We start from the raw sequence: 12,637 nt of genomic DNA on the forward strand, positions 1-12,637 counted from the left end.
GCCGCGAAACTTCCCAGAGCCGTGCAGCGGTCAGATGAGCTCGCGCTGAGGAGCCTCGGCGCCGTCGCCCTCCGGTTGCGGCCTGGGTCCGGGCACCTCGACGCGGTCCCACGGGCCGATGACGCGCACATACCCGTACACGACGGAGGCCATGGCGAGCAGCAGCACCGGCCCGCTCAGCCAGGGCAGCTCGGCGAGCCGGACGGGGATGAAACGGTACGAGAGCAGGAGCGCGACGAAGACGACGGCGCCGTAGGCGGTGAGCCGGAGCCCGGAGCGGTCCCAGCCGCGGTCGTAGGTGCGCAGGGCGGCCTCGATGGTGAGGGTGAAGACGACACCGGCGAGGAGGTCGGCGCCGTAGTGGTAGCCGAAGCCCAGGGTGGCGGCGAGGGTGGCGACGAGCCAGATCGTGCCCGCCCAGCGCAGGCCGCGGGGGGCCTTGCGGGTGTGGATGAAGATCGCGGTGGCCCAGGCGGTGTGCAGGCTGGGCATGCAGTTGCGCGGGGTGATCCCGTCGAAGGGGATCGGGTGCGGGGCGCTGATGGTGGGCGCGGTGTCGGGCCAGAGGTCGGCCACGGCCCAGGGCAGGGTGGGCGGCGAGTCGGGCTGCCAGAAGCTGATGTCGGCCCACTGCTCGTTGCCGACGCCGTAGGCGTAGAGGGGCCCGACGACCGGGAAGATCATGTAGCAGGCGGGTCCGAGGAGCCCGATGACGAGGAACGTCCGCACGAGATGGTGGCGCGGGAAGCGGCGCTCGGTGGCGACGTTCCGCAGTTGGTACAGGGCGGCGATGACGGCGGCGACGGCGAGCTGGCCGTAGACGAAGTCGAGAAGGTTGAACCCGATCTTCCCGCTCGCCACGACGACCCGCCCGACCAGCCAGGAGGGGTTGCCGAGGGCCTGGTCGGCGGCGGCGACGTACTGGTCGAGGACGGTGTGCCGGGTCTTGGAGGTGATCACCAGCCAGGTGTCACCGGTCTTGCGCCCGGCGACGAGCAGCAGCCCGAGCCCGACCCCCTTGAGCAGCAGCACGCGCTCGGCGCCGGCACGACGGGTGAAGGCAATGACGGCGTGGGCAAGGATCACCCACAGCGCACCGGTCCCGTACGGATGCCCACCCCCGGTCCCCCAGTCGAAAACGAACCGCACGCCGACGATCACAAGATCGATGCCAACGGCAGCGGCCAGCGCCACGAATCGCTGGCGCCAGGTCAGCACGACCATCATCAGCGCCATACCGGCGTAGAGCAGCCCGCCCGACTTGGGCGCGAAGATCACCTCGCGGGCCTGGTTGGTGAGCGGTCCGGACATGCCGTAGTGGCGGGCGGCGAACTCCAGCGCAACGAGAAACCCGAGGGCCACGATGCCCACGGCGGCCCAGAGTTTTGATATTCGTCCCAATTTCAGCCACTTTGCTAGTCACCGACCACACCCGCGGCGCCCCTCACCCGCCCCGGTCAAGACGGAATAATCGCACCTCGCGTTGCCCACCCTGGACTCAGTGTGTCGGTTTCCACTCCCGGGCCAGCAGTCCGAGGACAACCTCGTCCAGGAACTCGCCCATCACCCACGCCGAGTCGCGCAGGACGCCCTCGCGGGTGAAGCCGTTGCGTTCGGCGGCTCGGAGCATGGGGGTGTTGTCGGCCAGGGTTTCGATCTGGAGGCGGTGCAGGCCGCGGACGGTGAAGCCGTAGTGGCAGAGGGCGGCCACGACGTCCGTGCCGTAGCCCTTGCCTCGGCAGGACGGCAGCAGGCCCACGCCGATGTGCGCGAAGCGGTTGTGGGTGTCGATGCCCCACAGGTTCGCGCTGCCGATCAGCGTCCCGCCCTCCAGCTCCACGACGGAGAAGGGGACGCGCGTCTCGTCGCCCTGGCCGTCCGTTTCCAGCCGCGGGTCCTTCGCGGAGACCGGGCGCCAGGGACCGCCCTCGGCGCGCGCGGAGTTGACCACGTCGTTGTAGAGCTCGGCCCGCAGGATCGCTACGTCGTCCTCTTCACGGGCCCTCAGCCCGACCTTGCCGCGTATCAGCATGCGAGCTTCCTATCCGTGCGGGGTGCGGGGCGGCAAGGCAATAAACAAGCGCGAGAGCACCTGGCAACGTTCGCCACTCCTGTCGAAATGTTTCGTTTTCTTTGGTTCGGAGTCTGATCTTGTCTTGCGGAGCGAAGGTATGTTTCTCGGGGTTCAGGTCCTTTAGCTGGCCTGATGACCACCCTTCGGCTTCGAATGTTTCGTAACTCACGCCGAAACTCTTGACACTTGTCGTGGCCCGGCCAACACTCCCACCCCATGAAGAACTCACTCGCGCGGTTACGACTACTCATCAGCGGCGCCTGTGCCGTGCTGCTGGTCGCGTTCGGCGGGGGCAGTGCGCACGCCGACACCGTGGTCACCACGAATCAGACGGGGACCGACAACGGGTACTACTACTCCTTCTGGACGGACGCCCAGGGCACCGTCTCCATGAACCTCGGCTCCGGCGGGAACTACAGCACGCAGTGGAGCAACACCGGGAACTTCGTCGCCGGCAAGGGCTGGGCCAACGGGTCGCGGCGGACCGTGACCTACTCCGGCACCTTCAATCCGTCCGGCAACGCCTATCTCGCGCTGTACGGATGGACCGCCAACCCGCTCGTCGAGTACTACATCGTCGACAACTGGGGCACCTACCGGCCCACCGGCACCTTCAAGGGCACGGTGACGACCGACGGCGGTACGTACGACATCTACAAGACGACCCGGTACAACGCCCCGTCCGTGGAAGGCACCAAGACCTTCGACCAGTACTGGAGCGTGCGGCAGTCCAAGCGGACCGGGGGGACCATCACCACCGGCAACCACTTCGACGCCTGGGCCCGCGCCGGCATGCCCCTCGGCAGCTTCAACTACTACATGATCATGGCGACCGAGGGTTACCAGAGCAGCGGCAGCTCCAACATCACCGTCGGCGGCACCGGTGGTGGAGGCGGGGGCGGCGGAGGCGGCGGTGGCGGTGGCGGGTGCAGCGCCACGCTCTCCGCCGGGCAGCAGTGGAGCGACCGGTACAACCTCAACGTCTCGGTCTCCGGCGCCGGCAACTGGACCGTCACCATGAACGTGCCGAGCCCCGCGAAGATCCTCTCCACCTGGAACGTCAGCGCCAGTTACCCCAGTTCACAGGTCCTCACCGCCAAACCCAACGGCAGCGGCAACAACTGGGGCGTCACTATCCAGCACAACGGCAACTGGACCTGGCCGTCCGTCTCCTGCACCGCGGGCTAGGGAGAGGAGGCCCCGCACCCATGCGTCCCCTACTCGCGAAAGTGACGGTCGCCGCAATGGCCGTGGCAAGCACGCTCACCGTCGACACCGCGGGCGCGGCACCCGCCGCGGCCGCCACCTGCAACGGCTACGTCGCCCTCACCTTCGACGACGGGCCGTCCAGCAACACCCCGGCGCTGCTCGGCGCGCTCACCCAGCACGGGCTGCGCGCCACCATGTTCAACCAGGGCCAGTACGCCGCCGCCAACCCGGCGCTGGTCCGCGCCCAGGTGAACTCCGGTATGTGGGTCGGCAACCACAGTTACACGCACCCGCATCTGACCCAGCTCGGCCAGTCCCAGGTCGACTCCGAGATCGCCCGCACCCAGCAGGCGATCGCGGGCGCGGGCGGCGGCACCCCGGTGCTGTTCCGGCCGCCGTACGGCGAGACCAACGCCACCGTGCGGTCGGTCGCGGCCAGGTACGGGCTGCGGGAGGTCATCTGGGACGTCGACTCGCAGGACTGGAACGGCGCCAGTACCGACGCCGTCGTGGCCGCCGCCGGACGGCTCACCAACGGCCAGGTCATCCTGATGCACGACTGGTCGGCCAACAGCCGCGCCGCCATCCCGCGCATCGCCCAGCAGCTCGCCGCCCGCAACCTGTGCACGGGGATGATCTCCCCGCAGACGGGACGCGCGGTGGCCCCGGCCTCCGGGAGGAGATAGGCACCGCCGCGCGTACGGGCCCCGCCCGTTCACCAGGTGGGGCCCACCCGCAGCAGCAGGTCCCGGACCTCGCGGACGTGCGGGTTCTCGGGAGTTCCCGGGCGCTGGACCAGGTACCCCGTGTTGATCGGCGCGTCCTCCGGGTCGTGCAGCAGGACCAACGCCCCCGATTCCAGCTCGGGTTGGCAGAGGTAGCGGGGCAGCACCGAGAAACCCGCGCCCGCGACCACCGCCGCCAGCACGCCCCGCAGGTCCGGCATCGTCACCGACGCCCGGCAGTTCAGGCGCTGCCCGAACACATGCCGCCAGTAGCGCCGCAGGATGGGGAGGTCCTCGGCGTAGGAGATCAGCGGGACGGTGTGGAGGGCGGTGGGGAGGTCGCCGCCGGTGCGGGAGGCCCACGCCGGGGCCGCCACCAGGACGAACTCCTCGTCCAGCAGGGGGGTCGAGAGCAGGGTCCGGCCCCGGGGGCGGTGGGTGGAGATCACCAAGTCGTGGCGGCCGGAGCGCAGTTCGTCCAGCAGCGGGTCGGTCAGGCCCGGGGTCACGCGGAGCCGTACGCCCCGCGCCGCCAGCGGGGCCAGTGCGGGGAGGACGCGCAGGCAGAGGAGTTCGGCGGGGCCCGCCAGGTGGACCGGGGGCGGCGGTCCCGCCTCCGCCGGGTCGTGGCCGGTGGCCGCGAGCAGCGCGTCCAGCGGGGCGGCGACCCGGGCCGCCAGGTCATGGGCGTACGGCGTGGGCGTCACGCCCCTGGGCTGCCGGGCGAACAGCTCGCGGCCCGCCTGCCGCTCCAGGGCCTTCACCTGCGTGGTCACCGTCGGCTGGGAGATGCCCAGCAACTGCGCGGCGGCGGTGAAGGAACCGGAGCGGTACACGGCGAGGAACGTCCGGAGCAGATTCAGGTCCTGGGTCACCGGCCCGGCGCCGTCACGAAGTTCGCTCACGACCGGGACCTTAGTGGGCCGTTCAGGCGAGCTTCTTCAGCAGCTCCGCGGCGGTCTCCTCGGAGGACGCCGGGTTCTGGCCGGTGACCAGGTTGCGGTCGACGACGACGTGCGACGCCCACGGCTCACCGGCCCGCACGTCCACGCCCGCCTCGGTCAGCCGGGTCTCCAGCAGCCACTTCGCCTTCGGCGCGAGCCCGGCCTGGGTCTCCTCGGCGTTGGTGAACGGCGCCACGCGGTACCCGGCGAAGGCGTTGGAGCCGTCCTCGCGGGTGGCGGCCAGCAGCGCCGCCGACCCGTGGCAGACCACGCCGAGCGGCTTGCCGGAGTCGAGGACGTCGATCAGCAGGCGGCCGGAGACGGCGTCGACCGCCAGGTCCTCCATGGGGCCGTGGCCGCCGGGGTAGAAGACGGCGGCGTAGTCGTCGAGGTTGACGTCCTCCAGCCGGACCGGCTTGTTCAGCTCGGTCATCGCGGCGAGCGCGGCGGCGATCTCGTCCGCCTTCTCCTGGCCCCCGTTGACCTCGGCGGCCAGGCTGCCGCGGTCGACGGTGGGCACGACACCGCCCGGGGTGGCGACGACGATCTCGTGGCCCTCGGCCGTGAAGCGCCGGTACGGGGCGACGGCCTCCTCGGCCCAGAAACCGGTGGGGTGCGGGGTGCCGTCGGCGAGCGTCCAGTGGTCGGCGCCGGTCATCACGAACAGGATCTTCGACATGGGGTGACTCCGAGGGGTTGGGGGGTGCGTGCGATGCCTCGACCGTAAGCCCGCTCACCCATAGGTTTCCAATGGGGAATCCAATCGGGTGTATTGGAATTCCTATACCGGCCGCACCGGCCGGTACCGGCCACCCCAGCCACCCCGGCCGGCCCTACGCCTCCGCCGGAGTCCCGTTCGCCGGCCCGCCCGCCTGCACCAGCCCCGTCTGGTACGCGATCACGACCAGCTGCGCCCGGTCCCGCGCGTTCAGCTTCGTCATCGCCCGGTGGATGTGCGTCCGCACCGTCAGCGGGCTGACCACCAGCAGCTCGGCGATCTCCGTGTTGGACTTCCCCTCCGCCGCCAGCGCCATCACCTCCCGTTCCCGGCCGGTGAGGTCGGCCAGCCGCTCCGGGGGCGCCAGCTGGGTGCCCGGGGCCGGGGAGGTGAGGAAGCGGGTGATGAGGGTGCGGGTGGCGCCGGGGGACAGCAGCGCCTCCCCGGAGGCCACCGTGCGGATACCGGACAGCAGGGCGTCCGCGGTGACGTCCTTGCCGAGGAAGCCGCTGGCCCCGGCCCGCAGCGCCTGGGCGACGTAGTCCTCGGTCTCGAAGGTGGTCAGGATCAGCACCCGGGTGGCGGCCAGCTCCGGGTCGGCACAGATCCCGGCGGTGCCGGACAGTCCGTCGGTGCCGGGCATGCGGATGTCCATGAGCACCACGTCCGGGCGGTGGGCGCGGGCCAGCTCCAGCGCCTCCGCGCCGTCGGACGCCTCGCCGACGACCTCCATGTCGGGGCAGGAGTCGATCAGGATCCGGAAGGTGGCCCGCAGCAGGGCCTGGTCGTCCGCGAGCAGCACCTTGACGGTCATACGGTCTCTCCTTGAACGGCGGCGGACGGCTGCAGCGGCAGCGCGGTGGTGACCTCGAAGCCGCCCTCGGGGCGGGGGCCCGCGCACAGGTCGCCGCCGATGGACTGGGCGCGCTCCCGCATGCCGCGCAGCCCGAAGCCGCCGGAGGCCGTGGCGGGGGCGGGCGCGGGGGCGGGGCCGTCGTTGCTGACGGTGATGAGGAGGCGGGAGTCGGCGTAGGTGAAGGTGACGTGGGCGGCGTGGGCGGAGGCGTGCTTGGCGACGTTGGTGAGGGCCTCCTGCACGATCCGGTACGCGGTCAGGTCCACGCCCGGTGACAGCGGCCGGGGCGCGCCCTCCTGGTGGACGGTGACCTCCAGGCCCGCCGAGCGGTACGAGTCCACCAGCTCGGGCAGCCGGGCCAGCCCCGGTGCCGGTTCCAGGCCCTCGCCGTCGGGCCGGTCGTCCTGGCGCAGCAGGCCGAGCGTGGCCTTGAGCTCGCGCAGGGCGGAGGAGGTGGTGCCGGTGAGGTCGTCGAGGATCTTCCGGCTCTGCTCGGGGTTGCTGCGCGCGAGGTGGGCGGCGGTGCCGGCCTGGGCGTTGGCGAGGGCGAGGTGGTGGGCGACGACGTCGTGCAGTTCGCGGGCGATGCGCATCCGCTCCTCCGCGACCCGCAGCCGCGCCTCCTCCTCCCGGGTGCGTTCGGCGTGCTCGGCGCGGGCCTTGACCGCCTCCAGGTAGTCCCCGCGCAGCCGGGCCAGGCTGCCGCCGACGAGCGGCAGGGCCATCCAGAACACCGGGCCGATCACGGTCAGCACCGGGGAGAGGTCGCGCATGCCGTCGGAGAACAGGTTCACGGTGAGCAGTGCCACGGTGACGACCAGCGCGTACCACCGGACCGTCCGGCGGTCGCAGAGCACCGCCAGCCAGTACATCGCGGCGAGCAGCGGGGCCAGCAGCAGCGGGGTGAGCAGATAGCCGCGGGCGATCGCGGCGATGGTGACCCCGGCGACCACGACGACGACCGTGCGGGTGTGGGTGCGGTACTTCAGCAGGACGAAGCAGGACAGCCCGAGCATGACCTCCAGCGACTCGGTCGTGTTCGGCCGGGTGACGCCGGGGAGGCTGAGCTGGGTGCCGAGGGAGGCGCAGCCGATGAGGGCGAGCACCATCATCACGTCCAGGAAGCGGGGGAAGCGCGGGAAGCGGGACGCGTACTGCTCCACGCGCTCGGTGTAGCGCTCCAGGCTGGTGGTCATGGTCGGCTCTCTCGGTGAGGGGGGCTGGCATCCATGGTGCGCGATGCGGGGCCGCCCGGGTGGGTGACGGACACCCGGGCGGCCCTGTTGTGCCCGGTCAGGCGCGGGCGAGATCCTTCTCGGCCGGTTCCTCGGCGGGCTCGGCCGGGCGGCGGGTGAGGGCCTCGCCCTCCACGTCGACCCGCGGCAGGATCCGGTCCAGCCACTTCGGCAGCCACCAGGCGCGCTCGCCGAGCAGGGCGAGGACGGCCGGGACGATCGCCATCCGGACGACGAAGGCGTCCAGCAGGACGGCCGAGGCGAGTCCGAAACCGATCATCTTGATCATGGAGTCGCTGTCCCCGATGAACCCGGAGAACACTGCGATCATGATCAGGGCGGCGGCCACGACCACCCGGGCGCTGTGCTGGAAGCCGGAGGTCACGGCCTGGGCGGGGCGTTCGCCGTGGACGTACGCCTCGCGCATCCGGGAGACCAGGAAGACCTCGTAGTCCATGGCGAGGCCGAAGACGATGCCCACCAGGAAGATCGGCATCAGGCTCATGATCGGGCCGGTGGTCTCCACGCCCAGGAGTTCGGCGCCGTGGCCCTGCTGGAAGACCACGACCACCGCGCCGAGGGAGGCGAGCACCGAGAGCAGGAAGCCGGCGGCCGCCTTCAGCGGGACCAGGACCGACCGGAAGACCACCAGCAGCAGGATCACGGCGAGCCCGACCACCACGAGCAGGTACGGCACCAGCGCGGACTGCACCTTCTCGGCGATGTCGATGTTCATCGCGGTGGTGCCGGTGACCTCGAAGGTCGCCCCGGTCTCGGACTCGATGCCGGGCCGGTCGCCGCGGATGGTGGTGACCAGGTCCTTGGTCTCCTGGTCGGTCGGCGCGGTGGCCGGGACGACGGAGAAGACGGCGGTGTCACCGGCCTCGTTGAACTGTGCCGGGGACACCGACACCACGCCCTCGGTGCCGCCGATCTCCTCGGAGACGGTCTCGGCGGCGGCCTTCGGGTCGTCGGCGCCCTTGGCGTCCACGACGACGGTCAGCGGGCCGTTGAAGCCGGGCCCGAAGCCCTCGGCGAGCGCGTCGTAGGCCCGGCGCTGGGTGGTCTCCGTCGACTTGGACTCGTCGCCGGGCATTCCGAGCTGGAGCTCGGTCATCGGCAGCGCCAGGGCGCCGAGGCCCGCGACGGCGGCGAGCAGCACGGGCAGCGGGCGGCGCAGCACGAAGCTCGCCCAGCGGGTGCCGCCGTTGGGCTTGGGGGTCTCCTGCGCGGCATGGCCCGCCTTGCGGGCCTTGCGGTCCTTGCGGGTCAGTACGGCGTTGGGCCAGAAGCCGAGCAGGGCCGGGACCAGGGTCAGCGCGATGAGGACGCCGACGACGACCGCGCCCGCGGCGCCCAGGCCCATCTCGGTCAGCATCGGGATGCCGACGACGGAGAGACCGGCGAGCGCGATGACGACGGTGAGCCCGGCGAAGACGACGGCGGAACCGGCGGTGCCGACGGCGAGCGCGGTGGCCTCCTGGGGCGCCCGCCCCTTGCCGCGCTCCTCGCGGTAGCGGGAGACGATGAACAGGGCGTAGTCGATACCGACGGCGAGACCCAGCATGATCGCCAGGGTGCTGGTGGTGTCGGTCAGGCCCAGGGGGCTCGCCAGGGCGGTGATGGACATCAGGCTGATGCCCACGCCGATGACGGCGGTGAGCAGCGGCAGTCCGGCGGCGGCCAGCGAGCCGAAGGTGATCAGCAGAACGACGGCGGCGACGGAGATACCGATCGCCTCGGCGGTGCCGCTGGGTCCGCCCGTGTCCTCCATGGCGTCACCGCCGGCCTCGACGGTGAGCCCCGAGTCCCGGGCGCTGTCCAGGGCCTCGTCGAGGTGGGTGCGGCTGGCGTCGGTGAGCCCGGCGGCGTCGACCTTGTAGGTCACGGTCGTGTACGCCGTGGAGCCGTCCTCGCTGACCGCGTCGTCTTTGAACGGGTCGACGGTGCCGGCGACCTGCGTACCGTCCCCGAGTTCGGCTATGGCCGCCTCGACGGCCTTCCTGTTCTCGGTGGCGGTGACCTTCTCGCCGTCCGGCGCGACGAAGACGACGCGGGCGGTGGCACCGTCGGCGGCGGCTCCGGGGAACCGCTCCTCCATCAGGTCGAACGCCTCCTGCGATTCGATCCCCGGCATGGAGAAGGGTTCGTCCTCGGCTTCCGCCGCGTTCATGCCGGCCATGGCCACGGCGGCCAGTACGGCGGCCCAGACCAGGGCGACGGTCCAACGTCGCCTGAAGGCCGAGCGGCCCATTCGATACAGGAAAGCAGCCACGGGGAGGTCTCCACATCTGGGTGTCCGAAGGTGCCTCCAGACTCCTGAAGAAGGGGGTCCCCTGTCGTCGTCCGGCTGCCGACACTGCGCGCTACTGAATCCGCAGTACTAGGCCCTTCCGTGCTCCCACCGGGGGACGAGAGCGGTGTCGCCCTCAGGTGTCATCGGACGGCCGCGTCGGCGATCGCGGAGCTCCCGGACGGCCCCCTCGTACGGCGGTCCCCGGCCCGACACCGGACGGGCGGAGACGACGCGGCCGGGCACGGGCGGGGCTGCCGCGGCCTGGCACGGGCGAGGCGGGCGAGGCGGGCGCGGGAGGGCGACCGGCACGGGAGGGCGCGGGATGGGTGGAGCGGGACGGGAGGGCGCGGGATGGGTGGAGCGGGACGGGAGGGCGCGGGATGGGTGGAGCGGGACGCGGATGCGCGCAGGCAGCGCGGGCAGGGACAGGCGGCGCGGCCGGGCGCGGAAGGCACAGGCAGGCGGGGCCGGTACGGCTGGGCGCCCACGCAGGCGGTGCGGAGGGTGGCTGCGGATCAGGCGGTGGTGACGGTCTAGTACGTCCGGCTCACGCCGTCGTCCCCGGCTCGGTCGGGGCGATGTCCGCGATCAGGGCCTCGACCAGGTGCCTGATCTCGTCGCGGATCGGGCGGACGGCCTCGACGCCCTGACCGGCCGGGTCGTCGAGCTTCCAGTCGAGGTAGCGCTTGCCGGGGAAGACGGGGCAGGTGTCGCCGCAGCCCATGGTGATGCACACGTCGGACTCCCGCACCGCGTCCACGGTGAGGATCTTGGGGATCTCGGCGGAGATGTCGATGCCGACCTCGGCCATCGCGGCGACGGCGGCCGGATTCACCCGCTCACCCGGGTTGGAGCCGGCGGAGCGGACCTCGACGCGGTCCCCGGCCAGGTGGGTCAGCCAGGCGGCGGCCATCTGGGAACGACCGGCGTTGTGGACGCAGACGAACAGGACGGACGGCTTCCTGCCGGGGGTCTGGGGCATGAGGGCTCTCTCGTCTCGCGGCGGCGGCACCACGCCGCCCATGACATCAGCATCCGCTGGTATCAGCGAACAGTGATGTGACAGTATCAGCGCATGCTGACTTCAGTCGATCCTGATGTGATCCGGGCGCTGAGCGATCCGCTCCGACTGCGGATCGTCACCCTGCTGGCGCGCGAGACGCTGTGCACCACGCACCTGGTGGAGGAGACCGGGGCCAAGCAGACCAACCTGTCCAACCACATGAAGGTGCTGCGCGAGGCCGGACTGGTGGAGACCGAGCCGTGCGGCCGCTTCACCTACTACAAGCTCAGGCCCGAGGTCCTGGCCGGTCTCTCGGACCGGTTCGCCGAGCTCGCCACCTCCGCCCGCGCCGCCGCCGAGAACAAGAGGTCCTGCCCGTGACCCGCGCCGAGGCGCCCGCGACGACGCAGGAGGCATCCGTCGTCGCCAAGCTCTCCACCCTCGACCGCTACCTCGCGGTGTGGATCCTGCTCGCGATGGCCGTCGGCCTCGGGCTCGGCCGGCTCGTCACCGGCCTCGACGACGCCCTGGCGAAGGTCGAGATCGGCGGCATCTCCCTGCCGATCGCGCTCGGCCTGCTGATCATGATGTACCCGGTGCTGGCCAAGGTCCGTTACGACCGGCTCGACACCGTCACCGGCGACCGCAGGCTGATGGTCTCCTCGCTGGTCATCAACTGGATCGTCGGCCCGGCGGTCATGTTCGCGCTCGCGTGGACCTTCCTGCCGGACCTGCCCGAGTACCGCACCGGCCTGATCATCGTGGGCCTGGCCCGCTGCATCGCCATGGTGATCATCTGGAACGACCTCGCCTGCGGCGACCGCGAGGCCGCCGCCGTGCTCGTCGCCCTGAACTCCGTCTTCCAGGTCCTCGCGTTCGGGCTGCTGAGCTGGTTCTACCTCGACCTGCTGCCCGGCCGGCTCGGCCTCGGCGACGGCGACCACCTCGACATCTCCATGGGGAAGATCGCGCTGAACGTCGTCATCTTCCTCGGCATCCCGCTGCTGGCCGGGTTCCTCACCCGCCGCCTGGGCGAGAAGAAGCTGGGCCGCGCCGCCTACGAGACGAAGTTCCTGCCGAGGATCGGACCGTGGGCGCTGTACGGGCTGCTGTTCACGATCGTCGTCCTCTTCGCCCTCCAGGGCAGGACGATCACTTCGCAGCCGCTGGACGTGGCCCGGATCGCGCTGCCGCTGCTGGTCTACTTCGCGGTGATGTTCTTCGGCACCTTCGCGCTCGGCAAGGCCGTCGGACTGGCCTACGACCGCACCGCGACCCTCGCCTTCACCGCCGCCGGCAACAACTTCGAGCTGGCCATCGCGGTCGCCATCGCCACCTTCGGCGTCACCTCCGGCCAGGCCCTGTCCGGCGTCGTCGGCCCGCTCATCGAGGTCCCGGTACTGATCGGCCTGGTCTACGTCGCACTCGCCTGGCGCAGGAGGTTCGCCGCCGACGCGCGGACGACTGCCCCGTGACCCGGCCCACCGATGCGATGGTGATCGGCGGCCGGGAAGAGCTCGCCGCCGGTCACCGCCCGTGCGGCGCCCCCGGAGCGCTGCCGACGGGCGTGGCCGCCG

The 12,637-nt window shown here is 71.4% G+C and carries 12 protein-coding genes; 4 read left to right on the top strand and 8 right to left on the bottom strand.

Features of this window, described 5'->3' with window-relative positions; all coding sequences use genetic code 11:
- Positions 1-30 precede the first annotated feature (30 nt).
- Together ACZ7L7_RS15285 and ACZ7L7_RS15290 are read right to left on the bottom strand one after the other, a co-directional pair.
- Positions 31-1,371 (bottom strand): phosphatase PAP2 family protein, encoded by a 1,341-nt coding sequence (locus ACZ7L7_RS15285; protein WP_472076070.1) that lies wholly within the window; start codon positions 1,369-1,371, stop codon positions 31-33.
- A gap of 127 nt (positions 1,372-1,498) precedes the next feature.
- Complete coding sequence (locus ACZ7L7_RS15290) at positions 1,499-2,032, bottom strand: GNAT family N-acetyltransferase (RefSeq protein WP_285515626.1); 534 nt, start codon at positions 2,030-2,032, stop codon at positions 1,499-1,501.
- A 258-nt stretch (positions 2,033-2,290) separates the two neighbouring features.
- On the opposite strand from ACZ7L7_RS15290, the gene ACZ7L7_RS15295 reads away from it, so the two are divergent.
- Positions 2,291-3,262 (top strand): glycoside hydrolase family 11 protein, encoded by a 972-nt coding sequence (locus ACZ7L7_RS15295; RefSeq protein WP_472076072.1) that lies wholly within the window; start codon positions 2,291-2,293, stop codon positions 3,260-3,262.
- A 56-nt stretch (positions 3,263-3,318) separates the two neighbouring features.
- The gene (locus tag ACZ7L7_RS15300; RefSeq protein WP_453606422.1) at positions 3,319-3,969 is read left to right on the top strand and encodes a polysaccharide deacetylase family protein; all 651 of its coding nucleotides are present in this window, start codon (positions 3,319-3,321) and stop codon (positions 3,967-3,969) included.
- 29 nt (positions 3,970-3,998) lie between these two features.
- Here the strand turns inward: ACZ7L7_RS15300 and ACZ7L7_RS15305 are convergent, their stop codons facing one another.
- The 6 genes from ACZ7L7_RS15305 to ACZ7L7_RS15330 all read right to left on the bottom strand — a co-directional run bounded on the left by ACZ7L7_RS15305 (position 3,999) and on the right by ACZ7L7_RS15330 (position 11,039).
- Complete coding sequence (locus ACZ7L7_RS15305) at positions 3,999-4,913, bottom strand: LysR family transcriptional regulator (RefSeq protein WP_472076074.1); 915 nt, start codon at positions 4,911-4,913, stop codon at positions 3,999-4,001.
- Between the two features lie 22 nt (positions 4,914-4,935).
- A complete protein-coding gene (locus tag ACZ7L7_RS15310) occupies positions 4,936-5,631 on the bottom strand; it encodes a type 1 glutamine amidotransferase domain-containing protein (protein WP_472076076.1) in 696 nt (231 codons plus the stop codon).
- Between the two features lie 154 nt (positions 5,632-5,785).
- A complete protein-coding gene (locus tag ACZ7L7_RS15315) occupies positions 5,786-6,484 on the bottom strand; it encodes a response regulator transcription factor (protein WP_285515621.1) in 699 nt (232 codons plus the stop codon).
- Entirely contained in the window at positions 6,481-7,722 is a 1,242-nt protein-coding gene (locus tag ACZ7L7_RS15320) for a sensor histidine kinase (protein ID WP_285515620.1), read from the bottom strand. Before ACZ7L7_RS15320 ends, ACZ7L7_RS15315 begins: the two co-directional genes overlap by 4 nt.
- Positions 7,723-7,819: 97 nt before the next feature.
- Complete coding sequence (locus ACZ7L7_RS15325; protein WP_285515619.1) at positions 7,820-10,036, bottom strand: MMPL family transporter; 2,217 nt, start codon at positions 10,034-10,036, stop codon at positions 7,820-7,822.
- Positions 10,037-10,604: 568 nt separating this feature from the next.
- Positions 10,605-11,039: an arsenate reductase ArsC gene (locus ACZ7L7_RS15330; protein WP_285515618.1), complete on the bottom strand. Its 435-nt coding sequence runs from the start codon at positions 11,037-11,039 to the stop codon at positions 10,605-10,607.
- A gap of 93 nt (positions 11,040-11,132) precedes the next feature.
- Here ACZ7L7_RS15330 and ACZ7L7_RS15335 point away from each other — a divergent pair, with 93 nt between their 5' ends.
- Together ACZ7L7_RS15335 and arsB are read left to right on the top strand one after the other, a co-directional pair.
- On the top strand, positions 11,133-11,441 hold the full coding sequence (locus ACZ7L7_RS15335; RefSeq protein ID WP_285515617.1) for an ArsR/SmtB family transcription factor: 309 nt from the start codon (positions 11,133-11,135) through the stop codon (positions 11,439-11,441).
- Positions 11,438-12,535 carry an ACR3 family arsenite efflux transporter gene (gene arsB / locus ACZ7L7_RS15340; protein WP_285515616.1) on the top strand — a complete coding sequence of 366 codons (1,098 nt, stop codon included), beginning with the start codon at positions 11,438-11,440 and terminating at the stop codon, positions 12,533-12,535. Before ACZ7L7_RS15335 ends, arsB begins: the two co-directional genes overlap by 4 nt.
- Positions 12,536-12,637 lie beyond the last annotated feature (102 nt).

The organism is Streptomyces sp. NPDC110618 (assembly GCF_055657065.1).

Bases quoted from the DNA above. Each gene is read 5' to 3' on its own strand.
- ACZ7L7_RS15315 (WP_285515621.1), bottom strand. From the start codon at position 6,484: ATGACCGTCAAGGTGCTGCTCGCGGACGACCAGGCCCTGCTGCGGGCC.
- ACZ7L7_RS15335 (WP_285515617.1), top strand. From the start codon at position 11,133: ATGCTGACTTCAGTCGATCCTGATGTGATCCGGGCGCTGAGCGATCCG.
- ACZ7L7_RS15300 (WP_453606422.1), top strand. From the start codon at position 3,319: ATGGCCGTGGCAAGCACGCTCACCGTCGACACCGCGGGCGCGGCACCC.
- ACZ7L7_RS15295 (WP_472076072.1), top strand. From the start codon at position 2,291: ATGAAGAACTCACTCGCGCGGTTACGACTACTCATCAGCGGCGCCTGT.
- ACZ7L7_RS15320 (WP_285515620.1), bottom strand. From the start codon at position 7,722: ATGACCACCAGCCTGGAGCGCTACACCGAGCGCGTGGAGCAGTACGCG.
- ACZ7L7_RS15290 (WP_285515626.1), bottom strand. From the start codon at position 2,032: ATGCTGATACGCGGCAAGGTCGGGCTGAGGGCCCGTGAAGAGGACGAC.
- ACZ7L7_RS15330 (WP_285515618.1), bottom strand. From the start codon at position 11,039: ATGCCCCAGACCCCCGGCAGGAAGCCGTCCGTCCTGTTCGTCTGCGTC.
- ACZ7L7_RS15310 (WP_472076076.1), bottom strand. From the start codon at position 5,631: ATGTCGAAGATCCTGTTCGTGATGACCGGCGCCGACCACTGGACGCTC.